The sequence below is a fragment of the Streptomyces sp. NPDC056987 genome, assembly GCF_042673865.1.
In the GTDB taxonomy this organism is placed as follows: Bacteria; Actinomycetota; Actinomycetes; order Streptomycetales; family Streptomycetaceae; genus Streptomyces.
In genome coordinates this window covers 44,902-68,788 of sequence record NZ_JBHURV010000004.1, presented here as the reverse complement: position 1 = coordinate 68,788, position 23,887 = coordinate 44,902, and the positions used below count along the sequence as shown (strand labels likewise).

Sequence of the window (23,887 nt, the reverse complement as noted above, 5' to 3'; positions counted from 1 at the left end):
ACATGTCCCGGCGGCGCTTTCGAATGGTCGCACCTACCTGCCAGTAACAGGTAATAGCGGCGTATTCAACAAAAGCAGGTCCCCACCGTTCACCGGTGAAGACCTGCTGAAATGCGTGTGAAAGATGGCATATAAGTGTGAAAGATGACACCGACCCGCCATGCTCGCCTCGCGGCAAGTGGTCGCTCGTAGCGACGAAGGTTGGGCCCGGGGGCTTGGATCGGGCCGGTGCCAACACCAGGCTAACAAACCACCCCGGTAAGTGATTCCCTCCTCGCGAGTTGACCGGAAGTCAACGCGTGAGGAGGACCACCGTCACTCCCTGAGCAGGTCCGGGATCCCCTCCGCGTCCGGCTCGTCGCGGGCCGCCGAGACCACCGTGAGCTGCTGTGTCGCCCTGGTCAGCGCCACGTACAGGACCCGCAGGCCGGCCGGCGATTCGTCGGCGATCTCGGCCGGGGAGACCACGACCGTCGCGTCGTACTCCAGCCCCTTGGCCTCCAGGCTGCCCAGCGCGACCACCCGGTCGCCGAGCCCGGCCAGCCAGCGCGCCGCCTGCTCGCGCCGGTGCATCGCGACGACGACGCCCACCGTGCCGTCGACCCGGTCCAGCAGCGCCCGCGCCTCGGCCCGTACGGCGCGGGACAGGTCCCCGTCCGAGACGACCGCGAAGCGCGGCCGTACGCCCGTGGAGCGCACCGCGCGGGGCGCTTCCATCCCGGGCATGGCCAGCGCCAGCACCTTCGCGGCCAGCTCGGCGATCTCGGCCGGGTTGCGGTAGTTGACCGTGAGGGTGAAGCGGCGGCGCGGGCGGGTGCCGAGCGCCTCGTCCCTGGCCTCCGCCGCCTCGTCCGGGTCCGACCAGGACGACTGCGCGGCGTCCCCGACGACCGTCCAGGTGGCGTGCCGGCCGCGGCGGCCGACCATCCGCCACTGCATGGGCGTGAGGTCCTGCGCCTCGTCGACGATGACGTGCGCGTACTCCGTACGTTCCGCCGCCAGCCGTTCGGCGCGCTCCCGCTGCGACTCCTCACGCTGCGGCATCAGCTCCTCCAGACCGGTGAGCTGGTCCAGCGGGTCGAGATCGCGGCGCCTGCGCTTGCGGGGCGGCGCGCCGAGCAGGGTCTCCAGCTCGTCCAGGAGGGCCACGTCGTGCACGGAGAGCGGGCCCGTGCCGTCCGGGCCGAGCCGCTTGAGGGAGCGGGCCAGGCGCCGGGTCTCGCCCGGGTTGAGGATCCGGCGGGACCAGCGGCCGAGGCGGCGCTCGTCGGCCATCGCGGTCAGCACCCCGCGCGGGGTCAGCTCGGGCCACCAGGCGTCGAGAAACGCGGTGAAGGAGTCCTCGGAGGTGATGTCCTCGTCGAAGGACGACCGCAGCTCGGCCGCCAGCTCGGGGTCGGTGTGGCGCCCCGCGGAGCCGGACCTCGACCAGAGGGCGTCCAGCAGGAGTCTTCGGGCCCGGGGTCTGAGCAGGTTGACGGGGGCGGTGCCGCCGAGCACGGAGTGCCGGATGCGCCCCAGCTCGGCCGCCTCCAGCTCCAGTCGGCGGCCGAAGGCGACGACCCGCAGCAGGTCGGTCCGTACGGCGGCGGCCGGTCCGGCATCGTCCTCGCCGTCATCGGCGTCGGGTTCGCCGAACGCGAGCTGACCCACCGCGGGCGTGGAGGTCCTCCCGGGCGCCGGGGCGGGTCCCGTACCGCTTTCCAGCGCTCCCCGGGCGGCCTTGCGCAGCACCTTCAGCATCCGCGCCGAGCCCTTGACCCGGGCCACCGCCGGTTCGTCGTACGCCGTGGCCTCCGCGCCGTCCACCAGCGAGCCGACCGCGCGGATCGCGACCTGTCCCTCCTCGCCGAGCGAGGGCAGCACGCCCTCGGTGTACGCGACGAGCAAGGGCGTCGGCGAGACGACCAGGATGCCGCCCGCGTACCGCCGCCGGTCCTGGTAGAGCAGGTAGGCGGCGCGGTGCAGCGCCACCGCCGTCTTGCCGGTGCCGGGGCCGCCGGAGACCTCCGTGACCGAGGCGGCGGGCGCCCGGATCACCAGGTCCTGCTCGGCCTGGATGGACGAGACGATGTCCCGCATGGTGTGGCTGCGGGCCTGCCCGAGGGCGGCCATCAGCGCGCCGTCCCCGATCACGGCCAGCGCGTCGCCGCCGAGGGAGGCGGTCAGCTCGGGGCGCATCAGGTCGTCCTCGACCCCGAGGACCCGGCGGCCCTTGGAGCGGATGACCCGGCGCCGTACCACCCGGCCGGGGTCGACCGGTGTGGAGCGGTAGAACGGCGCGGCGGCGGGCGCGCGCCAGTCGATGACCAGCGGCGAGTAGTCGGAGTCGAGCACCCCGATCCGGCCGATGTGCAGGGTCTCGGCGATCGCGGCCGTACGGTCGGGCCCGATCGCGTCGTCGGCCGGCTCGACCGAGGTGTACGCGCCGTCCGGGCCCTTCTGGCCGTCCTTGCCCCGGAGGAGGTCGATCCGGCCGAAGAGGAAGTCCTCGAACTCGTTGTTGAGCCGGTTGAGGTGGATCCCGGCCCGGAAGACCTGGGCGTCGCGCTCGGCAAGGGCTCCCGGCGTCCCGACCTGCCCCCGTTTGGCGGCGTCGTTCATCAGGAACTCCGCCTCGTGGATCTTCTCCTCCAGGCGGCGGTACACCTGGTCGAGATGGTGCTGTTCGACGCCGATCTCACGGGCGCGCACGGAGTCGTTCCCCGTGTCGCGTCCGGGATCGACGGCGGGTCCAGCGGATTCAACAGCGGCATCCTGCGCGGCCACCGAGGCCCCCTTCATGACGTGCGTCGGGCAGCCGTCAACCGTACGCGAAGGGGGCACGTATGTCAGGCATCGGCGTCAGGCGCCGACTTCCCACAGTTTCTTGCCGTCGTCGGTGCGGATCTCGAAGTGGTCGATCTCGCCGTCGCCCATGGAGGTGCCGCCCTGGACGTAGAGCGGCTTCCTGCCCAGTTCGTTCGGGCTGTCCGGAATGCCGTACCCCCAGTCGGGGACGGACCAGGACATCATGACCTCCTGCTCACCGGTCTTGGAGACGGCGATCAGGCTGCACTTCAGCGGACCCTTGACGTTCTTGAGCTCCAGGGTGGCCTCCGTGCCGTACGGCTTCGACTCCGTGGCGACGGTTCCGCTGACCTTGGTGGTGGGGTCCGTGGCGCCGACCTTGTTGGCCATATGGCCGAAATTCTGCGCCGTGGTCGAGCGGATGGCGAGGTCGCTGTTCTGGTCGCCACCGCCCTGGGTGGCGACCCCGACCCCGACGGGACCGCCGATGATCAGCACGGCCGCCGCCGCGACGAGATAGAACCCGCGGCGCTTGCGCTTGGCGCGTTTCGCCGCGACCTCGTCGACCAGCTTGTCGAGCAGCTGGGGACTGGGCCGTACGGAGACGGACGGTGTCGGGAGCTGGGCGAGCGGTATCTGGGGTGGCGGGGCCTGCGGATTGATCGAGGAGACGGAGGCGAGCGACCCCATCGGCCCCTGTGCGGCGAACGGGCTGGGGTTGTCCGCCAGCATCGCCAGCATCGGTTCCATCCCGGAGAACTCCTCCAGGTGGACCGCGCAGATCCGGCACTCGGCCAGGTGCGCTTCGAAGACGGAGGCGTCGACATCGTCCAGAATGCCGAGAACATACGCGCCGACGGTTTCATGCACAGTACTTTCGTCGCCCAGTCCGTACTGCTCGTGCGTGGTCATGCCGAGACCCCCCTCTCCTCCAACGCGAGCTTCATCGAACGCAGTGCGTAGAACACACGGGAACGCACGGTCCCGCTGGGTATGCCGAGCGTCTCGGCCGCCTCGTTGACCGTACGACCCTTGAAGTACGTCTCCACCAGTACTTCCCGGTGGGCCGGGGTCAAATCCTCGAGGGCATCTGAGAGCGTCATAAGCCACAACGCCTTGTCGATCTCGTCCTCCGCGGGCATGACCTCCAGCGGTGACGGATCGACTTCCTGCGGCCGGGCCTGCCGGCTGCGGTGTCCGTCGATGACGATGCGTCGGGCGACCGTCACCAGCCAAGGTCGGACAGAGCCGGTCGCACGATTGAGCTGACCGGCGTTCTTCCAGGCACGGATGAGCGTCTCTTGCACGACGTCCTCGGCTCGCTGGCGGTCACCCGCGACGAGACGCATGACGTAGGCGAGCAACGGTCCGGCATGTTCCCGGTAGAGGGCTCGCATCAACTCCTCGTCAGGTGCGGGAGTGTTGGTGCGCGGTGTCGCGCTCCGGTGTCGGGCCCGGTGAGGGCGGTCATCGGCCACGGCCGCATCCTTGCGCACCTAAACCTCCCGGTCGATACCTACGTGGCTGCTTCTCCCTCATCACTACGGACGCCCGACCTGGGGTGCTCAACCGTTCCGGAAAAACTTTCAAGATCTTTATGGGATCGCTCCCACGCCGTACGAGCGGGTTTCACGCCGGTCCGGGCCCCCTGCACGGATTCGTGCAGAAGTCGTGGAGGACATGTCTGTGACTCGCAAAGGAGGCGCGCAGAGTTGGCTTGAAATAGCGCAAGAACCTTATGGAATCGGCCGGAGAGACGCCCTTGTTCGGCCGCCCGGAGTGTGCCGTAGAGCCGTCTGTGTGGCCATTGGTGCACATGAGGCGCCGTCAGGGTCGCATATCGAGCGGGCTCATGCCCCGGTCAGGTCCGGACACCGGATGGGCTGACGCCCCGTTCGGGGCCGGAGACGGGGTGGGCTGACGCCTCGGGTCCTGTTCTAGGCGGTGGCGGCCCGGCGCCGGTGGCGGGCGACCCGTTCGCGGTTCCCGCAGACCTCGCTGGAACACCAGCGGCGCCGCCGCCCCCGCGAGGTGTCGAGGTAGACGCGGCGGCAGCGGTCGCCCTCGCACCGCCGCAGCCGGGCCCGCGCGTCCTGGTCGGTGAGGAGTTCCACCGCGTCCCTGGCCACGGCGGCGAGCAGCGCGGCGCACTCCGGCTCGGGGATCGGCGCCCGTACGAGGGCACCCGCCTCGTTCCGTACGGCCCTGATCCCCGGCGGCGCCCCGGCCGCCAGGGCGTTGACCCGTTCCAGGGCGGCGGGCGCCTGCCGGCCGTCGATCTCGGCGCGCACCAACCGCCCTATGCCGTCGCGGAGTTCGGCGAAGGCGCGGACCCAGCGGGCGTCGATGCCGACGACCGGGGTGCCGGGCGGCAGCAGTCCGGCGCCGAGCAGCCACCGGCCGAGCGCCACGGTGCCGTCGAGCCGTCCCCGGCCGCCGCCGGCGGGTTCCCCGGTGGCCACCAGGTCCAGGCAGATCCGTCCGGAGTCGAACCGCCAGCCGTACCCGCCCGTGCTCCCCACCGTGCCCGCAGTCCTGCCCGCCGCCATGGGTCCCTCACCGCCTCGGATTCACCGTGGGTGTGCCGTCCGTGGTGCCGTCCTGAGTGCCGTACTCCTCAGAGTGCCCGCAAGGCGGCGCGGCCGGAACCCCGCGGTCCGAGCCTGTGCCGGACGGCGGTGTCTCAGGGAGCGGTGTTCGGCGGGCCGTCGTGCAGGATCCGCTGGAAGAGGTGGTGGTCGCACCATGCCCCGTTTATATGGAGGTAGTGGGGCGCGGTACCGATCAGTTCGAAGCCGCACTTGCGCAGCACGCGCTGGGAGGCGGTGTTGTGGAGGAGGGTCCCCGCCTCCAGCCGGTGCAGCCCCAGATCCTCGCGGGCCCCCCGGCAGACCTCCTCGACGGTGCGCGTCGCCAGCCCGCGTCCGGTGTACTCGGCGTCCACCCAGTAGCCGAGGCTCGCGCTGCGGAAGGGGCCGAGCACGATGGTGGAGAGGGTGGCCTGGGCGACGACGCGGTCACCGTCCCTGGCGTGCCAGAGCCGGACGGACGGGTCGGCGATCCGCTTGGCCTGGGCCCGGGCGGTGTAGAAGTCGGCGGGACGTACGGGGCCCCAGGGCCGCATGTGGTCGCGGTTGCGGAGCAGCGCCTCCACGACACGCTCGGCGTCGTCCGGGGTGGCGGGGCTGACGGTGATCGGGGAGTCGTGGGCCATCTCCGTACCGTACCCAGCGGCGTCCCCGGGGCCCGCTCAGGCGTCCGCGTACTTGGAGTCGGCCGAGGGGTCCAGCGCGAGCCGGTACCCCCGCTTGACCACGGTGTGGATCAGCTTGGGGGCGCCCAGCGCGGTCCTGAGGCGGGCCATCGCGGTCTCGACGGCGTGTTCGTCGCGGCCCGCGCCGGGCAGGGCGCGCAGCAGCTCCGCGCGGGGGACCACCCAGCCGGGCCGCCGGGTCAGCGCCTTCAGCAGGGCCATGCCGGCGGGCGGCACCGGCCGCAGCTCACCGTCGACGAGGACCGCGTGGCCGCGGATCTCCACCCGGTGGCCCGCGACCGGCAGCGTACGGGCACGGCCCGGCAGCTCCGTGCAGAGCAACTGGACGAGCGGGCCGAGGCGGAAGCGCTCCGGCTGGACGGTGTCGATGCCGTGCGCCTGGAGCGGCAGCGCGGTGACCGGCCCGACGCACGCCGCCAGCACGTCGTGGTGGAGGGCGTCGAGGAGTTCGGGGAGCCGCCCCCGTTCCTCGGCGCGGGAGAGGAGCGAGGCGGCAGCCGGCGCGCTGGTGAAGGTGACGGCGTCCACGGAGCGGGCCACGGTCCCGTCGATCAGCCGGTCGACCGGGGCGAGGTCCTCCGGCGGCATCCAGCGGTAGACGGGGACGCCCACGACATCGGCGCCGCCCGCGCGGAGCGCCTCGACGAAGCCGGGCAGGGGTTCGCCGTGCAGCTGGAGCGCGATACGGCGCCCCTCGACACCCTCCTCCAGGAGCCGGTCCAGGACCTCGGCCATGGATTCGGAGGTGGGCGACCACGCCTCGGTGAGCCCGGCGGCCCGGATGGCGCCCTTCACCTTGGGGCCGCGGGCGAGCAGTTCGACGCCGCGCAGGCAGGAGAGGAGTTCCTCGCCGTGGCCCCACCCGTCGGCCGCGCCGATCCAGCCGCGGAAGCCGATCGCGGTCGTCGCCACGACCACGTCGGGGACGTGGGCGATCAGCTCCTTCGTCGCGGTGAGCAGCTCCGCGTCGTCGGCGAGCTGCACGATGCGCAGGGCGGGCGCGTGGACGACGGAGCCGCCGCGGCGCTGGATCAGCGCCCCGAGCTCGTCGGCGCGCCGGGCCGCGGTGACCCCGATGGTGAATCCCGCGAGCGGGCCGTGCTGCCGGTCGTCCATGCGTCTCCTCCCGTACTGCGCCGTGCTCCGCCGGGTGCCCGGCTGTCTCCGCCGGGTGCCGGCCGTCCCCGTCGTACTCCGGTGTTCTCCGCTCGCGCTCACGCCCGGCCGGACGACCGAGCCTGTCAACTGTGCGTGACAGGCCCGGTACGTCACCATTTCACCGATGTTACGTACGCCTCCGGTCTACACCTCTGCGTAGCTGAGCTGAGGCTTGGTCTCGGCCTGTACGGCGCTGACAGGCACCCTTCGAAGGTATACCGCCCAGGTGAGGGCGAAGCAGCAGGCGTAGAAGACCAGGAAGACGACGAACGCCGACGTCCCCGTCCCCGCCGTCTGGAAGGACTGCCGGAACGCGAGGTTGATGGCGAGCCCGCCGAGCGCGCCGACCGCCCCGATCAGCCCCATGGAGGCCCCGGAGAGCCGCCGCCCGTACGCGGCGGCGGCCTCGCCGGTCATGCCCCGGCCCAGCGCCTTCGCCTGGAAGATGCCGGGGATCATCTTGTACTTCGAGCCGTTGCCGAGCCCGGTGAGCAGGAACAGCGCGACGAAACCGACGAGGAACACGGTCAGCGACTCGATCACGGAGGCGAAGACCACGACACCGGTCGCGGCGGCCATCGCGGCGAAGTTCCACAGGGTGATGCGGGCGCCGCCGAACCGGTCGGCGAGCATGCCGCCGACGGGCCGGATCAGCGAGCCGAGCAGCGGTCCGATGAAGGTGATCGAAGCGGCCTGGAGCGGGGTGCGGCCGAACTGGGTCTGGAGGACGAGGCCGAACGCGAAGCTGTACCCGATGAACGAGCCGAACGTCCCGATGTAGAGGAAGGACATGATCCAGGTGTGCCGGTCGCGTACGGCTTCCCTGGCGGCGCCGGTGTCGTTCGTGACGGGCGCGAGGTTGTCCATGAACAGCGCGGCGCAGAGGGCGGCCCCGATGATCAGCGGGATATAGACGCCCAGCACGATGCGGGGGTGCGCGGCGCCCGCCGTCCCGATCACCAGCAGCCCGATGAGCTGCACGACCGGTACGCCTATGTTCCCGCCACCGGCGTTGAGGCCGAGGGCCCAGCCCTTCTTGCGCAGCGGGAAGAAGGAGTTGATGTTGGTCATGGAGGAGGCGAAGTTCCCGCCTCCGACGCCGGTGAGCGCCGAGACGACCATGAAGGTGGTGTACGAGGTCCCGGGCTCCATGACGACGAACGCGGCGACGGTCGGCAGCAGCAGCATCAGCGCGCTGAAGATCGTCCAGTTCCGTCCGCCGAAGCGCGCCACGGCGAAGGTGTAGGGGACGCGGACGATCGCGCCGACCAGGGTGGCGGTCCCGATGAGGAAGAACTTCCCGGCGGGGTCGATGCCGTACTCCGGCCCCATGAACAGCACCATCACGGACCACAGGGTCCAGATGGAGAAGCCGATGTGCTCGGAGAGCACGGAGTAGAGCAGGTTGCGCCGGGCGACCCGCTCTCCCGTCTCGCGCCAGAAGGTCTCGTCCTCCGGATCCCACTTCTCGATCCAGCGGCCCCCTTTGCGTGCTGCGACGGTGGTGATCGGGGCTGTCATCACGCCTCCACGGACGGTCTCGGTAGGTGTCCCCGACCGTAGATACGTCTCGTTTCGCCCCCGTGCCTCAAAATGACCGGCGCGCAACCTTGCTCTCACCCGGGGCGGAGGGGCGCTGTGAGCGCCGCCCCGCCCCGGGCCCCGGCGGTGTCAGGCGCCGGGGCCCTGCGTTGTCAGGCGCCGGATGTCAGGCGTCGGACTTCTGGTGGCGGACCGGGCAGCCGCCGGTCAGCTTGCCGAGGAACTCGTTCGGGTCGTAGTAGTGCTCGACCTGGACCAGCTTGAGGTCCTCCGTGACCGTCGCGACGCTCATGCCGTACATCTCGACCAGCTCACCCGTGGGCTTGAAGCCCTTGTACTCACCGTCGAAGGTGCCCCAGTGGCGCCACTTGAAGGCGATGGTGGGCGGCGGGCTCAGGACCTCCAGGACCTCCCAGAAGAAGCCCTGCGACAGCGCGTTGAGGAAGACGCTGTGCGAGGACTCGAAGCTCTCGTCACCGGCCGGGTAGAAGACACTGTCGCCGATGAGGACGTTGTAGCTGCCCTTCTCGACGAGGTCCTGCGCGTCGGACCAGGGGTTGCCGTTGAAGTTCGTGCGGAACTTCTCGGTGACCATGGAGACCCAGGTCTTGGGGTCCTTGTTGTGCGAGACCTCCATCTCGAAGACCTGGACGAGCTGCTCGACGATGTCCTCCAGGGAGCCGGGCTCGTGCCGGCTGATCCGCTGCTCCGGCATCACCGTCGCCGAGAGGTGGTAGTCCGGCACGCTCTTTCGCCAGGACTCGGGGGCGGTGGCGGCGACCACGGCGTCACGGCCCTGGAGCCAGAGGGGGGTCTCAGCGGTGGGAGTTTCGGACACGTTGGTACGTCCTCTGTAATCACGCGGCCACTGAATGTATGATGATTCAGTGAAGGTCTTGAGGATCTTCCGTGGGCAAAACGCATATTCACAAGGCGATAATCAGCCACTCGTTCGAGTGCGCGCTGCGCTGAACCGTTTCTGCTACGCCTCTCCTGCCCTCCGCCCCGCCCCCGCGCCGTTTATCGTTTCAACTCGGGGCGTCACACCACGCGTTGGAACCCGACGCGCGCCCGCACGCGGAGGAGAGCGATGGCGCGTACGACGACGAGGTCCACCGGCCACGCCGAGAGACCTCCCACCCTGGCGCAGGTCGCCCAGCGTGCGGGGGTGTCGCCGCAGACCGTCTCCAACGCGCTCAACTCACCGCACCTCCTCGCCCCGTTGACCCTGGAGCGGGTCCGCACGGCGATAGCCGAGCTGGACTACCGGCCGCACCAGGCCGCGCGCGCCCTGCGGACGCGGTCCAGCAAGCTGATCGGTTACGGGGTCCACCCCACGCCCGACGGGGTGTCGGGGCCGGTGATGGACCACTTCCTGCACGCGTTCTCCCGCTCGGCCAACGAGGCCGGATACCGCGTCCTGCTCTTCACCGCGCCCGCCGGCGCCGAGCGCGAACCCGACTGCTACGCCGAGGTGTTGCGCGAACAGCCGGTCGACGGCTTCGTCCTGACCCACACCTACCGGGGCGACCGCCGCCCCGACTGGCTGCGCCGGCGCGCCATCCCCTTCGTCGCCTTCGGCCGCCCCTGGTCGACCCGGCCCGCCGGGGACTGGGCGGACGTCGACGGCGCCCACGGCACCTCAGCCGCCGTCGACCACCTCGTCGCGCTCGGCCACCGCAGGATCGCCTTCCTCGGCTGGCCCCGGGGATCCGGCGTGGGCGACGACCGGGCCGGGGGCTGGCGGACGGCGATGCGCCGCCACGGGCTCTCCGCGCGCGGCCTGCGGGCGTACGCGGTGAACGACGTCGACGCCGCACGGGACGCCGTGGCCCCGCTCCTCGCCGGCGGTACGACCGCGGTGGTGGCGGTCAGCGACACCCTCGCCCTCGGCTGCTACCGCGCGCTGCTGGACAGCGGCCGTACACCGGGACGGGACGTCGCCGTGGTCGGCTTCGACGACTCCTCCGCCGCCGCGCTGCTCACCCCGGGCCTGAGCAGCGTGCGCCAGCCGCTGCCCGAGGTCGGCCGCGCCTGCACCCGGCTGCTGCTCGCCCGCATCAAGGATCCGCAGGGCACGCCGGAGCAGGTGCTGCTCCCGCCCGAACTGGTCGTACGGGAGAGCTCCGCGTACGGGCCCGGACACGGGCGCACGGACGCGTAGCGGCGGACGGGGGCGCGGCCGTATCAGCGTCTGTGGCCGCCCGCCGCCGCTCTACGCCCTCCCCCACCCCCGCCGGTGTCCTCGGCCCGGGTCTCGCCGTTCGGCCACAGCCTCGGCCGGCGCCGCGCCGCCAGGTCCTCGACCCACCCGATGGCCAGGATCATCAGCCCGATCATCGGCCACACCATCACCAGCGGCAGGATGTTGTACGACGCGTCCAGCTCCGACGAGAAGGCGTCGATCCCCGGGATGTTCCAGAGCTGGTCGATGAGCGGGTACGTCATCATGATCAGCAGGTTGTGCCAGAGATAGATCGTCACCGCGCGGTTGTTGGCCAGGGTGATCGTCGAGTCGAACTGCTTCAGCTTCCCGGGCAGTTCCCGCCAGGACGGCGAGTACTGGAGCAGGATCACCACGAACCCCAGCGACCAGGTCGCCTGCGCCAGCGGGATCTCGTCCAGGTTCCAGCCCTCGTCCGTGAGATGGCCCGAGGCCCACCACAGGCCGAACGCCATCGTCATGGCGGCCACCGAGACCGTCAGATAGCGCGGCACCTTCTGGAACATGCCGTCGTTGTGCGCGAAGCCGAGCACCCAGCAGGCCCCGTACACCGCGAAGTCCGTGAGGGCCTCCCCGAACTCCCCGGGGATCTCGACCAGTCCCGTACCGATGACCGCCGTCAGCACGACGGGGAAGACCAGCGTCGCCCACGGGGCGCGGCGGAACGCCCGTACCAGCAGCGGCGAGAGGAGGACGAACCACAGGTAGGCGCGGATGTACCAGAGCGGGCCCGCCGAGTCCTCGGCCCATGTCGTGTCCAGCAGGCCGCTGCCGTCACCGCTCTCGAACGGGTACGGCGGGGCGCCGATCGGCAGGAAGTAGTTGAGCAGCTTGACGATGCCCCACGCCCCCTCCTCCCGCATCGGCTGCCAGCCCATCAGGAACATCACCGGCACGATGACCAGGGCCAGCGCCCACATCGGCGGCAGCAGCCTGCGCAGCCGGCCCCGCAGGACGCTCCACGGGGGCCGCTTCTCCAGGGATCTGGCCATGAGCGAGCCGGCCAGCGCGAACATCACGCCCATGGAGGGGAAGAGGATCGTCAGCCACGCCCAGCCGAAGATGTGGAAGACGACGACACGGACCAGCGCGATCGCCCGCAGCAGGTCCAGATAGCGGTCCCGGCCCGAGGGACGTACGGGCGCGGGCTGCCCGGCGGACTTCCCGGCAGCCCCGGCGGGCTCGGCCGGTTGCGGGGCCGCTTCGGGTGACCACCCGGCGGGTCCGTCCGGTCTCGTGGCGTCCATGGAGTGGCGGCTCATCCGACAGGCCTCCGGTCCGCGCCCTGCCCGGCGCCCTGCTCGGTTCCGTGCTGCGCGCCCCGGCCACGTTGGCTGGGAATCGACCCCGGCGCCTCCACCGCGCCGGTGCGGCGCAGTTTCTGCCAGCGCAGCCGGCCGCCGGTGAGGGCGGTGATCCAGGACTGGAGGAGCACGACGTACATGAGTTGCCGGTAGAGGATCTGCTGGAGGGGCAGCGAGATGAGATGGGTCATGCGTTCCCCGTCGAGCCGGAAGGCGTACGCGGCACACACCGCCTGGACGAGCAGAACGCCCAGCCACGCGCCGATCGTCTTCTGCGTGGGGCCGAAGACCAGGCCGTACACGAGGAAGACGTCGATCAGCGGGGCCAGCAGCGGCGCCAGCACCATGAAGAGGGAGACCAGCGGCAGGCCGACGCGGCCGAACCGGCCGGAGGGGCCGCGTTCGACGACGGCGCGGCGGTGCTTCCAGATCGCCTGCATCGTGCCGTAGCTCCAGCGGTAGCGCTGGGACCAGAGCTGCTGCACGGACTCCGGGGCCTCGGTCCAGGCGCGGGCGCGCTCGGCGTAGACGACGCGCCAGCCGTCCCGGTGCATGGCCATGGTGATGTCGGTGTCCTCGGCGAGGGTGTCCTCGCTCATGCCGCCGACGCGTTCCAGCGCCTGGCGGCGGAAGGCGCCGATGGCGCCGGGGATGGTGGGCATGCAGCCCAGGACGTCGTACATCCGGCGGTCGAGGTTGAAGCCCATCACGTACTCGATGTGCTGCCAGGCCCCGATGAGGGTGTCGCGGTTGCCGACCTTGGCGTTGCCCGCGACCGCGCCGACGCGCGGGTCGCCGAAGGGCTGCACCAACTCCCCCACGGTGGACGGCTCGAAGACGGTGTCGCCGTCCATCATCACGACGATGTCATGACTGGCGTGCGCGATGCCGTTGTTGAGGGCGGCCGGTTTGCCGCCGTTCTGCTGGCGTACGACATGGACGTTGGGGAGCCAGAGCGCCTCGACGATGTCGGCGGTCCCGTCGGTCGAGCCGTCGTCGACGACGATGACCTCGATCGGATGGTCGCTGGCCATCAGGGAGTTCACCGTATTGGCGATGCACTCGCGTTCGTTGTACGCGGGGACGAGGACGGTGACCGGTTCGGTGACCTCCGGACCCCAGCTGAAGTCGCGCCGGCGCACCTTGCGGGAGTGCGCGAAGGAGAGCACCAGCATCAGCCCGAACCGCGAGATGACCAGGACGCCGATCACGGCGAGCCCGGAGACCAGGACGGCGGTGAGGTTGTCGGAGAGGGTGACGGCGGCGACCCACGCCTTGCCCTTCCACAGCTCGAAGCCGGTGACCGGGGTGTGGGCGCTGGGCGCGCCGAGCGCCTCGGTGAGGTTGGCGAAGGTGAAGCCGCGCTGCTGCATCTCCGGCAGATAGCGGCCGAGCGCCGCGACGGTCTGGGAGCGGTCGCCGCCGGAGTCGTGCATCAGGACGAGGGCGCCCTTGTCGCCCTTGGGGGTGGCCCTCTTGATGATCTCCTCGACGCCGGGGCGCTTCCAGTCCTCGCTGTCGCGGTCGTTGAGGACGGTGATGTAGCCGCGGCTGCCGATGTACTGGGTGACCGGCCACGACTTGTTGTCCATGGCGTCGGCGAAGGAGGAGTACGGGGGCCGGAAGAGCGAGGAGCGGACCCCGGCGGCGCCCGCGAGCGCGAGCTGGTTCTGCGTCAGCTCCCAGTTGATGCGGGACCGGGTCTGGAAGGAGAGGTCGGGGTGGTTGAAGGTGTGCAGGCCGATCTCGTGGCCCTCGTCGACCATGCGCTTGACGAGGTCGGGGTGGCGGGAGGCCATGGTGCCGGTGATGAAGAAGACGCCGTGGGCGTTGTACTTCCTGAGTTCGTCGAGGACCTTGGGGGTCCACTCGGGGTCCGGGCCGTCGTCGAAGGTGAGGACGAGCTGCCGGTCGGGTATGTCGATCGACTTGGCGGCGTCCGTGCCGCGCGCGTCGATGACGGGGCCGCCCTTGAGGATGGACTCGGGGACCTGGTCGGTGGCGTCCGGGGGGCGGACGCGGTGGTCGGCGAGGATCTCGCTGTGCACATAGCCGCGGAGCATGAGCATGGCGGCGAGGGCGACGAGGACGAGCGAGGGCAGCAGGTAGCGCATGGGCAGTCTGCGCCGCCGGACGGGCCGGGAGTTCTTACGGGGCTTGGCTCTGCTCGGCCCGGTGCTGCCGTGGTGGGTGCTGCCGCGACCGTTCTTCGGAGCCTGGGCGTTGCGAGCCTGGGCCTTGCGCGGCTGGGCGTTGCGAGGCTGGGCCCGCCTGCCGGAGGACATCATCTACTGCGCGCCTTCCACGACCCGCGGGCCGCCGTCGTCGCCCGGCGGTGATTCGACGGACGTGCTGGGATCGGGGGACTGCGAGGTCCCGTCGCCGGCCGGGGCCGAGGCGCTCTCACCGCCGGGGCCGGCGGAGCCCGCGCCGGCGGCGGTGCCGGGATCGGGGTCGGGATCGCCGGGTGTGTCGGGGTCAACGTCGGGGCCGACGGGGGAGTTGGAGACGACGGGCGCCTTCGCGGAACCGGAGACGCCCGGTGCCGGGTCGCCCGACGTGCCGGTGGTCACCGTCTCCGAGGTACGGGGGCCGGCGCCGCCGGTGCCGGTCTCGGTGGGCGACGCGCTGGGATCGCCGCCGGCGGCCGTCTCGGACGGGGAGCCCGAGGGGGCCGGCTGTATCTGGACGGTGTCCGGCTTCTTCTTGTCCGCGAGGCCCGGTATCTGGAGCCAGGGGGCCGAGGAGTCGCCTCCGACGAGCGCGGCGACCACGGTGACGGCGTAACAGGCGCAGGCGATGGCGACGACCCAGCCGGCCCGGCGGAGCTTCTTGCTGCGGCGGCCGCTCTCGTCGACGAAGACGGGACCCTCGGGCGCTTCGGCCCCGTCGCTGCCGTCGACGCCGTTGACGCCGCCGCTGTTCGCGGCCCTGTCCTCCGGGCCGGGGGCCCTGAAGGCAATCGTGTCCCCGCCGGTACCGGTGCCCGTGCCGGGCCTCGCCTCGGGCCGTGTCCCGGCGGGCAGTTCGGAGAGCTGACGGCCCAGACCGTCCAGCTCCACGGTGACGTCGTTCGGCTCGTACATGTGCCCCGTTCGGGCATCTTCGCGCCATTGGTCCACTGAAGTACGCACATCCCCCACCACAGAACGATTTGGGTGCATACATAGAACTGGCTGATTTTGTCGGCCGGGTCCCCGTCCCGAACCGCGCGCCCCTATCACACCGCACCCGGGTCATGAATGTAGCGCACCGAGAGAGTGTGTGGATCCGGTTCACAAGTTGTGATGCATCAATGCAATGAGAGTGGTAGGAGGAGGCCGCGGGGGTCCGGATCGAGCCATCCTTCTTCGGCTCCCAGCTCGGCAGCAGCAGCTCGGAGCGCCTCAACCCCCGGATGACGCAGCCCTTTGCGCCACACCAGCGAGAGCGGTGACAGCGGTACGGGATCGACGAGCGGTCGCAGCACTGTGTCCGGCATCACCGGGAAATCTACGACGGCCAGGACCGGGTTGCGATGTTTGGCCATGACTCGCCGGAACTCTTCCGCGCCGACGGCCATCGGCGCGGGCGCGGCGACCTCGATGGAGCGGCCCGCGAAGAGCCGCCGCGCCAGCCCGGTCCACTCCCCCGTCCCGGGATTGCCGGCCCCCGCGTACACGCTCTCCCCCGCGAGCGCGTCGAGCGGCACCTCGGGGAGGCGGGCCAGCGGGTGGTCGGCCGGCAGGAGCACGGCCATCGGCTCGTACCGTACGAGCTGGTGGGAGAGCGCGTCGCGCAGAACGGGCGCGAGCCCTCCCGCGTAGCCGAAGGAGGCGTCGAGCCGGCCCGCGAGGATCTCGGTCGCCGCCCCGGTGAGACCGCTCTGGAAGCGGGCCATCAGCTCGTGGCGCGGGGCGAGTTCACGGGCCCGCGCCAGCACCCGTCCGGAGACCATGCCTTCGGTGTTGAGGTCCACGAGCAGCGGCGGCGCCCCGCCCGCACAGGCGGCGAGCAGCTCGTCCTGGGCCGCCAGCACCCGCCGGGCGTACGGGAGGAGCCGCTCGCCGTCGGGTGTCAGGGTCACCTGGCGGGTGGTGCGCAGAAACAGCTCTACGCCCAACTCCCGCTCCAGCCGCCGCACATCACGACTGAGGGCCTGCTGGGCGACGTAGAGCCGGGCGGCGGCCCGGGTGAAGTGCAGCTCTTCGGCGGTAGTAGTGAAGGCGCGCAGCAGCCGGGGGTCGATGTCCTGGGGCACACCGCATTCAACCGCCCACCCGCGGCATTGACAACGCGATGGCGTGAATGGCCGTTCATCAGGTGTTGGACCGGGTACGGAGCGGGCGGCGAAGGTGAGGCCATGCCGCAACCACACTTCTCCCGTACGGGAACGCACACCGCCCCCTTTGACAGAACTGACAGAACTGACAGAACTGACGGAACTGACGGAACAGACAGACCAGCCCGACCGGACGGCAGGAACCGGCGGAACACACCACTGATGGCGACGACCGGCTCCACACTGGTCCTGGCCGCGCGCGACGAGGCGTACGGGGACGGCCGCGGCGGGATACGCCGCCCCACCCCGCGCCGGAGCGTACGGGAGCGAGGGCGGCGGCGCATGCGGCGGCGTGTGCGGGACTTCACCGCCCCGTACGCACGCCTGTTCGCGCCGCCGAGCGCCCGCGCGTTCACCGCCGGGAATCTCCTCGCGCGCCTCCCCATGGGGATGTTCAGCGTGGCCGCCGTGATCGTGATCGCCGGGTCGCGCGGCTCGTACGCCCTGGCCGGCGCCGTCACCGCCACCGGCCTCGCGGCCACGGCGCTGGTAGGGCCGTGGACGGCGCGCCTCGTCGACCGGTACGGGCAGGCCCGGGTCGCCGTTCCCGCCACCGCGATCGCCGTACTCGGCTCGCTCGCCCTGCTGCTCTGCGTACGGTACGGAGCCCCCGACTGGACGCTCTTCGCCGCGTACGCCGCGACCGCCACCACCCCCAACACGGGCGGCATGTCCCGGGCGCGCTGGGCCCATCTGCACCGGGGCGACGCCACCGCCCTGCACACCGCCAACTCGTTCGAACAGGCCGCCGACGAGCTGTGCTTCATGCTGGGGCCGGTGGTGGCCGCCCTCCTGTGCACCGCGCTCTTCCCGGAGGCGGGCACCCTGACCGGCGCGGTCCTGCTGCTGACCGGCATCCTGGTCTTCGCGGCGCAGCGTGCCACGGAGCCGCCCGCCGCCGGCCGGGGAGCGGGTTCGCCGGCCCGGGCCCCGCTGTACTCCCCCGCGCTGGCCGCCCTCCTCGCCGTCTTCCTCGCCACGGGCGCGGTCTTCGGCGCCACGGAGGTCGTCACCCTCGCCTACGCGGACGACCGGGGACACCAGGCGTGGGCCGGTGCCGTACTGGCGCTCCAGGCCGCCGGTTCCTGCGTCGCGGGCCTGCTGCTGGGCTCCCTGGGCCCGGCCCGCCACCCGCGCGCCCGGCTGCCGCGCTGTGTGGCCGCGATGGCGGCGCTGCTGTTCCTGCCGCTGCTCGCGGCGCGCGCGGGATCGCTGCCGCTGCTGGCCGGCGCGCTGCTGCTGGCGGGCGCGGCGACGGCGCCGACGATGGTGACGGGCATGACGCTCGTCCAGCGCCTCACTCCCGAGACGCGGCTGAACGAGGGGATGACCCTCGCGGTGACCGCACTGCTCGCCGGCATCGCGGCGGGCGCGGCCACGGGCGGCTGGGCGGCGGAACACACCACTCCGGCGCTCGCCTATGTGATCCCGCCCGCCGCGGCGCTGTCGGCACTGCTGCTCGCCTGCGCGGGCGCCCGGGGGCCGCGGCCCGAGCGGGCGCGGCGCATACGAAAGCGGCACCCCCGCGAGGGAGGTGCCGCTTTCAACAAACATGGGTGGAGATGGTGGTGAGTGGAGATGGCGGGAATCGAACCCGCGTCCAACGGTGCGGAACCAGGGCTTCTCCGAGCGCAGTCCGCTGCGATTTTCTCGGCCCCGGAGATCACACGGACAAGTCTCCGACGGGCTCAGTCACTGTTTGATTTCCTTCTGTGCCCCGTGACCGGGCTCAGAAGTTTAGTCCCCTAGTTGATGCCAGGATCCGGGTCGGGAACAGCCCCGGGCTGACACTCCGCAGAGTCTTCGCTAGCTGCTAATTAGGCAGCGAGGGCGAAGGCGGAGGAATCGCGCTTGGAATTGGCGATTATTGTTTGCGACATATGGTTAACGAGATCATTGCCGCTTCCTCGGCTCGCTTCCCCTGCTTCGACATCCGCTGTCGAAACCGATCATCCCCATGTTTATTTTTCAAACGTGCACCCTCTGTGGGGTACGTGCTCCATCGTACGTGACCAACGCGTCCGGGGGCCAGTCCATTCCCGCCGCCACGGCGCCCCGCCGCCCGGTCGGGCCGTACGGGCCGAGTCGGTCAGTCCGGTCAGGCCCGCTGGCGCCGCTTGACCGCCGCGATCGCCCGGTCCGTCTCGCGCCGGTCCTGCTTCTCGCGGAGCGTCTGGCGCTTGTCGTACTCCTTCTTGCCCTTCGCGAGCGCGATCTCGACCTTCGCCCGGCCGTCCTTGAAGTACAGGGCGAGCGGCACGATCGTGTGCCCCGTCTCCTGCGACTTCGACTCCAGCTTGTCGATCTCGGCCCGGTGCATCAGCAGCTTCCGCTTACGGCGGGCGCTGTGATTGGTCCAGGTCCCCTGCGTGTACTCAGGGACGTGCACGTGGTGCAGCCACGCCTCGTGCCCGTCGATCTGCACGAAGCCGTCCACCAGCGAGGCCCGTCCCTGGCGGAGTGACTTCACCTCGGTACCGGTGAGCACGAGACCGCACTCATAGGTGTCGAGAATGAGGTAGTCGTGCCGCGCCTTCTTGTTCTGCGCAATGATTTTGCGCCCTTTTTCCTTAGCCATGGTCTCCCCATTTTCGCACCCCCGCGCAACTCCTTTACGCGGCGGCCCGGCCCCGGGCGGCCGTTACTCCGTCTCCGTACCGCCGAGGCCGCTCAGCACCGTCCTGGCCCGCTCCTGGGCGCCCTCGCCGACCTGGAGGTCGGGGGTGACGCCCTGGCCGTCCACGCCGTGGCCGGCCGGGGTGCGGTAGTGGCCCACGGTCAGCTCGGCCACCGAGCCGTCGGGAAGCTTGCTGGGCATCTGGACGGAGCCCTTGCCGAAGGTCCGCGAGCCGACCGTGACGGACCTGCCGCGGTCCTTGAGCGCCCCGGTGACCAGCTCCGCCGCGCTCATCGTGCCGCCGTCGACCACCACGACCACCGGCCGCTCCGTGTCGCCGCCGGGATCCGCGTACAGCGCGCGCTGCTCGCCCCGTATGTCGTACGTGGCGACCAGCCCGCCGTCCAGGAACGCGGAGGTGGCCCGGACGGCCTCACTGACCAGCCCGCCCGCGTTGCCCCGGAGGTCGAGCAGGACACCGGCGCCCTTCGGCGCCTCCAGGACCGCTTCCCGTACGCGCTCGCCCGTGCCCTTCGTGAACGCGCCGACCTTGATCCGCAGCGCGCCGCCCTCGATCGTGTCGACGGTGACGGACTCGGTGGTGAGCCGAGCCCGGCTCAGGTTCTCCGTCCAGCGCCGGCCCTCGCGCTCCAGACCGAGCGCCACGCGGGTCCCGACGGCGCTCTCACCGGACGCGTCGGGCCGGTCGGGAGCTCCGGGGGCGCCGGGAGCGCCGGGAGCGTCGTCGGGGGAGTTCTGCGCGTCCGCGGTGTCCTCCGCCGCCGCGGATCGGGTGTCGCCGCGCAGCAGCGCCATGACCTCCGTCACGGGGCGCTTCGCGACACCGCGGCCGTCGACCTCCCGGATGATGTCCCCGGCGCCGATCCCGGCCTTCTGCGCGGGCCCGCCGGGCTGTACGCGGGTGACCTCGACCAGGCCGCCCGCCGTACGTCTCGCCCAGAGCCCGACGCCGGTGTACTCACCGTCGAGGGCCTGCCGGAACTCCTCGTACTCCCGCTTGTCGTAGACCGCGCCCCAGCGGTCCCCGCTGCGGCTGACGACCTCCTCCGCGGCGTCCGTGGCCGAGGTGCCGTTGGCCATGGCGTCGGCCGCGGCCCGCGCGACCTCGTCCCGGTCGGCCGTCGAGGAGACGGGCCGGGCCCGCTCCGCCGGGGCCTCGTCGCCGGTGCGCGGCAGCGAGTTCGTCGCCGCGGCCGTGGCGAGCACGGTCGCGAACACCAATGTCAGGGCCGCCCCGCGGCGTAAACCGCGGGGCCTCTCAAACGACTCGGAACCCGACATGGCGTTGAGTCTAGGACAACACGACCCGACCGGACGGTGCTTGCCGCCACCGTGCCAGGGGCGCTTGTCACACCCGGAGGTACTTGCGCAGCGCGATGAAAGCGGCCACGGCGGGCATCAGCAGACCGATCGCGATCACCAGCGGAAGCTTGGCGAGCACCGCGTCCCAGCCGATGAAGTTGACCAACTGCATCTTGTCGGCGAGGGCGAGACCGTGGTCGATCAGGAAGTACCGGCCGAGGAGCAGCATCACGCACGCGACCCCACCGCCGATCAGTCCCGCGAACGCGGCCTCCATGATGAACGGCATCTGGATGTAGAAACTGGACGCGCCGACGAGCCGCATGATCCCGGTCTCCCGGCGCCGGCTGAACGCCGATACGCGCACGGTGTTCACGATCAGCATCAACGCGATGACCAGCATCAGCGCCATCACACAGAGTGCGGCGATGTTCATGCCGTTCATCAGGTCGAAGAGGTTCTGCAGGATGTTCCGCTGGTCCTGGACGGACTCCACCCCGTCCCGGCCGGCGAACGCGGTCGCGACCACCTGGTACTTCTCCGGGTCCTTCAGCTTCACCCGGAAGGATTCCGGCATCTGGTCCGGAGTGATGGTCGCGGCGATGGGGGTGTCGCCGTACCGCTCCTTGTAGTGCTTGTACGCCTCGTCCGACGTCTCGTAGTGGACGGTCTCGACGATGCTGTCCATCTTGGCCAGGTCGGCCTTGATCTGGTCCTTCTGCTGACCCGTGGCCGCGCCCTTGGCGCACTTGGGCGCGGTCGCCGCGTCGTTCTTGTTGCAGAGGAAGATGGAGACGTTGACCTTGTCGTACCAGTAGTCCTTCATCACGCCGACCTGCTCGCGCAGGAGGAGCGCGCCGCCGAACAGGGCGAGCGAGAGGGCTACGGAGACGATGACCGCGAAGGTCATCGTGAGATTGCGACGGAGACCGACGCCGATCTCCGACAGGACGAACTGGGCGCGCATGGCGTCCTTTCAGCTTTCGTTTCTCAATGCTCGGTGACGCGGTGGGGAGCCGGTGGTCAGTGCTGGTATCCGTAGACGCCGCGTGCCTGGTCACGCACGAGACGGCCCTTCTCCAGCTCGATCACGCGCTTGCGCATCTGGTCGACGATGTTCTGGTCGTGGGTCGCCATCACGACAGTCGTACCGGTGCGGTTGATGCGGTCCAGCAGCTTCATGATGCCGACGGAGGTCTGCGGGTCGAGGTTGCCGGTGGGCTCGTCCGCGATCAGCAGCATGGGGCGGTTGACGAAGGCGCGCGCGATCGCCACGCGCTGCTGCTCACCACCGGACAGCTCGCCGGGCATCCGGTCCTCCTTGCCGCCGAGACCGACGAGGTCGAGGACCTGGGGGACGGCCTTGCGGGTCTCACCGCGCGGCTTGCCGATGACCTCCTGCGCGAAGGCCACGTTCTGCGCGACGGTCTTGTTGGGCAGCAGCCGGAAGTCCTGGAAGACCGTGCCCAGTTGACGGCGCATCTGCGGCACTTTCCAGTTGGACAGGCGGGCGAGGTCCTTGCCGAGGACATGCACCATGCCGTGGCTGGTGCGCTCCTCGCGCAGGAGCAGTCGGAGGAAGGTCGACTTTCCGGAGCCGGACGAGCCGACGAGGAAGACGAACTCGCCCTTCTCGATTTCGAGGGAGACATCGCGGAGGGCGGGACTGTTCTGTTTCGGGTAGGTCTTGGTGACGTTGTCGAATCGGATCACGGGTGCACCACGGTCGGCCGGGAGTAGGTGAGCGTGACCTTACGCGAACCCGACTGGCGCGCGCAGTCCGCGTCCGAAGTCGGCCCGCCCGCGGAGGTGCTCGGCCGGCCGTTCCGGGACGGGTTTGGGGTCGGCTTGGGTGGTTTAGCACGGATACGGAGCCACCGCCACCGGGAAGGGTCCGGCCGGAATCCGTCCGGCCGCGCCGAACCGGCCGGAAACTGGCACAGTGGGGGTGGGGAACGGTCGTGTTCCCCCGAGCGTTGGGCGGAGAGACACTTTTTGCGGCTCCGCCGCGCGGTGAGGAGGAATGCGCATGACCTACGACCGATTGGTGTGCGCCAACTGCGCGGGACCGGTCACCGAGGGCAGATGCCGGGTGTGCCGTGCTCACCGGGAGCGCCTGGAGCAGCAGGGCCCGCTGGGGGCGCTGAGCCCGGTGGCACTGCTGACGCTGGTGGTGCTGCTGCTGGCGGCGGTGGCGCTCGTCGCGACGCATCAGCCGGCGTGAGGCATCACCCGGAGTGACATCTCGCACACACGTGTGCATGACGAAGGGCCCGGACGCGGAGAACGCGTCCGGGCCCTTCACTGTGATCAGGCGACGGTACGACCGCCGCTGACCAGGCGGGGCAGCATACGGAAGCCGATGCCACCCGCGATCATGGTCGCGGCGCCGATCAGCAGGAACGTGGTCTCGGCGGCGCCGGTCTCCGCCAGCTCCTCCTTGGCCTCACCCTGCTGCACCGGCTTGGAGCCGGCATTGTCGGTCTCGGTGTTGTCGGTGCACGCGGCGCCGTCGAGGTCGACGGTGCAGGTGCCCGCGCCGTTGTCGCCACCGGTGGTCGAGCCGCCGGTCGCACCCTCGGAACCGCCGGACGCACCCTCCGAGCCGCCGGTCGCGCCGCCGTCGGTCGAACCACCGTCGGTGGTGCCGCCGTCGGTCGTGCCACCGTCCGTGGTCCCGCCGTCCGTGGTCCCGCCGTCCGTGGTGCCACCGTCGGTGGTCCCGCCGTCCGTCGTGCCACCGTCGGTCGTACCACCGTCCGTGGTCCCACCGTCCGTGGTCCCACCATCGGTGGTCCCGCCATCGGTCGTGCCACCATCGGTGGTCCCGCCGTCCGTGGTGCCACCGTCCGTGGTCCCGCCGTCCGTCGTACCACCGTCGGTCGTACCACCGTCCGTGGTGCCACCGTCCGTGGTCCCACCATCGGTGGTCCCGCCGTCGGTCGTGCCACCATCGGTGGTCCCGCCGTCCGTGGTCCCGCCGTCGGTCGTGCCGCCGTCGGAGGTGCCGCCGCTGTCGACGCCACCCGGGTCGCCGCCGCCGTCCGTCGCACCCTCGGTGGTGTTGCCGATGCCGAGGCCGACATCGACGACGCCCGTCTCCACGGACACGCCGATACCGGCGGCCTGAGCGGCGCCCGCGATGGTCAGCGAGGCACCCGCGGCGATAACCGCACCGGCCGCCACGCGTGCCACGCGGATCCGCGTCTTTTTGGTCATCTGCTTGCTACCCCCAGTAGCTGATACGTCAGTGGTGCAGCGTCCGGGGCCGCGGCCGCTGGGGGTCCGTGCTCGCCGCCCCCGGTCTCACGCGCCCCGGATATACGCATGCCAA

The 23,887-nt window shown here is 70.9% G+C and carries 20 protein-coding genes and 1 other RNA gene; 3 read left to right on the top strand and 18 right to left on the bottom strand.

Annotation, left to right across the window (positions count from 1 at the left end; genetic code table 11):
* Positions 1 to 315 precede the first annotated feature (315 nt).
* The 8 genes from ACFTZC_RS06330 to ACFTZC_RS06295 form a co-directional block, all read right to left on the bottom strand.
* Positions 316 to 2,769, bottom strand: coding sequence for a HelD family protein (locus ACFTZC_RS06330; protein WP_382887374.1), 2,454 nt, complete (start codon positions 2,767 to 2,769; stop codon positions 316 to 318).
* A gap of 75 nt (positions 2,770 to 2,844) precedes the next feature.
* Positions 2,845 to 3,702 (bottom strand): anti-sigma factor family protein, encoded by an 858-nt coding sequence (locus tag ACFTZC_RS06325; RefSeq protein WP_382887372.1) that lies wholly within the window; start codon positions 3,700 to 3,702, stop codon positions 2,845 to 2,847.
* Positions 3,699 to 4,286 (bottom strand): sigma-70 family RNA polymerase sigma factor, encoded by a 588-nt coding sequence (locus ACFTZC_RS06320; RefSeq protein ID WP_114624088.1) that lies wholly within the window; start codon positions 4,284 to 4,286, stop codon positions 3,699 to 3,701. The genes ACFTZC_RS06325 and ACFTZC_RS06320 overlap by 4 nt, the downstream gene beginning before the upstream one ends.
* Positions 4,287 to 4,727: 441 nt before the next feature.
* Positions 4,728 to 5,339, bottom strand: a complete 612-nt coding sequence (locus ACFTZC_RS06315) for a CGNR zinc finger domain-containing protein (RefSeq protein ID WP_382887370.1) — start codon at positions 5,337 to 5,339, stop codon at positions 4,728 to 4,730.
* Between the two features lie 134 nt (positions 5,340 to 5,473).
* Entirely contained in the window at positions 5,474 to 6,004 is a 531-nt protein-coding gene (locus tag ACFTZC_RS06310) for a GNAT family N-acetyltransferase (protein ID WP_382887368.1), read from the bottom strand.
* 36 nt (positions 6,005 to 6,040) lie between these two features.
* On the bottom strand, positions 6,041 to 7,180 hold the full coding sequence (locus tag ACFTZC_RS06305) for a uroporphyrinogen-III synthase (protein ID WP_382887366.1): 1,140 nt from the start codon (positions 7,178 to 7,180) through the stop codon (positions 6,041 to 6,043).
* A 186-nt stretch (positions 7,181 to 7,366) separates the two neighbouring features.
* Positions 7,367 to 8,743, bottom strand: a complete 1,377-nt coding sequence (locus ACFTZC_RS06300; protein ID WP_382887364.1) for a nitrate/nitrite transporter — start codon at positions 8,741 to 8,743, stop codon at positions 7,367 to 7,369.
* Positions 8,744 to 8,930: 187 nt separating this feature from the next.
* Complete coding sequence (locus ACFTZC_RS06295) at positions 8,931 to 9,602, bottom strand: SnoaL-like polyketide cyclase (RefSeq protein WP_382887362.1); 672 nt, start codon at positions 9,600 to 9,602, stop codon at positions 8,931 to 8,933.
* Between the two features lie 252 nt (positions 9,603 to 9,854).
* Here ACFTZC_RS06295 and ACFTZC_RS06290 point away from each other — a divergent pair, with 252 nt between their 5' ends.
* Positions 9,855 to 10,928, top strand: coding sequence for a LacI family DNA-binding transcriptional regulator (locus ACFTZC_RS06290; protein ID WP_382887361.1), 1,074 nt, complete (start codon positions 9,855 to 9,857; stop codon positions 10,926 to 10,928).
* Between the two features lie 23 nt (positions 10,929 to 10,951).
* On the opposite strand, the gene ACFTZC_RS06285 is transcribed toward ACFTZC_RS06290, so the two are convergent.
* The 4 genes from ACFTZC_RS06285 to ACFTZC_RS06270 form a co-directional block, all read right to left on the bottom strand.
* Positions 10,952 to 12,235, bottom strand: a complete 1,284-nt coding sequence (locus ACFTZC_RS06285; protein ID WP_382887359.1) for an acyltransferase — start codon at positions 12,233 to 12,235, stop codon at positions 10,952 to 10,954.
* 11 nt (positions 12,236 to 12,246) lie between these two features.
* On the bottom strand, positions 12,247 to 14,406 hold the full coding sequence (locus ACFTZC_RS06280) for a bifunctional polysaccharide deacetylase/glycosyltransferase family 2 protein (protein WP_382887770.1): 2,160 nt from the start codon (positions 14,404 to 14,406) through the stop codon (positions 12,247 to 12,249).
* A gap of 174 nt (positions 14,407 to 14,580) precedes the next feature.
* Positions 14,581 to 15,378, bottom strand: coding sequence for a hypothetical protein (locus ACFTZC_RS06275; RefSeq protein ID WP_382887357.1), 798 nt, complete (start codon positions 15,376 to 15,378; stop codon positions 14,581 to 14,583).
* 206 nt (positions 15,379 to 15,584) lie between these two features.
* Positions 15,585 to 16,532: a LysR family transcriptional regulator gene (locus ACFTZC_RS06270; RefSeq protein WP_382887355.1), complete on the bottom strand. Its 948-nt coding sequence runs from the start codon at positions 16,530 to 16,532 to the stop codon at positions 15,585 to 15,587.
* Between the two features lie 363 nt (positions 16,533 to 16,895).
* Between ACFTZC_RS06270 and ACFTZC_RS06265 the strand changes: the two genes are divergently transcribed.
* Positions 16,896 to 18,185, top strand: coding sequence for an MFS transporter (locus tag ACFTZC_RS06265; RefSeq protein WP_382887768.1), 1,290 nt, complete (start codon positions 16,896 to 16,898; stop codon positions 18,183 to 18,185).
* Here the strand turns inward: ACFTZC_RS06265 and ssrA are convergent.
* The 5 genes from ssrA to ftsE form a co-directional block, all read right to left on the bottom strand.
* Positions 18,184 to 18,570, bottom strand: a transfer-messenger RNA (tmRNA) gene (gene ssrA, locus ACFTZC_RS06260). The genes ACFTZC_RS06265 and ssrA overlap by 2 nt on opposite strands.
* Positions 18,571 to 18,711: 141 nt before the next feature.
* Positions 18,712 to 19,191, bottom strand: a complete 480-nt coding sequence (gene smpB, locus ACFTZC_RS06255; protein WP_365816140.1) for an SsrA-binding protein SmpB — start codon at positions 19,189 to 19,191, stop codon at positions 18,712 to 18,714.
* Between the two features lie 63 nt (positions 19,192 to 19,254).
* Positions 19,255 to 20,532, bottom strand: coding sequence for a S41 family peptidase (locus tag ACFTZC_RS06250; RefSeq protein WP_382887353.1), 1,278 nt, complete (start codon positions 20,530 to 20,532; stop codon positions 19,255 to 19,257).
* A 67-nt stretch (positions 20,533 to 20,599) separates the two neighbouring features.
* Positions 20,600 to 21,520 (bottom strand): permease-like cell division protein FtsX, encoded by a 921-nt coding sequence (gene ftsX, locus ACFTZC_RS06245; protein WP_382887351.1) that lies wholly within the window; start codon positions 21,518 to 21,520, stop codon positions 20,600 to 20,602.
* A gap of 56 nt (positions 21,521 to 21,576) precedes the next feature.
* Complete coding sequence (gene ftsE / locus ACFTZC_RS06240) at positions 21,577 to 22,266, bottom strand: cell division ATP-binding protein FtsE (protein ID WP_382887349.1); 690 nt, start codon at positions 22,264 to 22,266, stop codon at positions 21,577 to 21,579.
* A 316-nt stretch (positions 22,267 to 22,582) separates the two neighbouring features.
* Between ftsE and ACFTZC_RS06235 the strand changes: the two genes are divergently transcribed.
* Positions 22,583 to 22,777 carry a hypothetical protein gene (locus ACFTZC_RS06235; RefSeq protein ID WP_365816134.1) on the top strand — a complete coding sequence of 65 codons (195 nt, stop codon included), beginning with the start codon at positions 22,583 to 22,585 and terminating at the stop codon, positions 22,775 to 22,777.
* A gap of 86 nt (positions 22,778 to 22,863) precedes the next feature.
* Here ACFTZC_RS06235 and ACFTZC_RS06230 read toward each other — a convergent pair whose 3' ends face one another.
* Complete coding sequence (locus ACFTZC_RS06230) at positions 22,864 to 23,772, bottom strand: hypothetical protein (protein WP_382887346.1); 909 nt, start codon at positions 23,770 to 23,772, stop codon at positions 22,864 to 22,866.
* Positions 23,773 to 23,887: the final 115 nt, after the last annotated feature.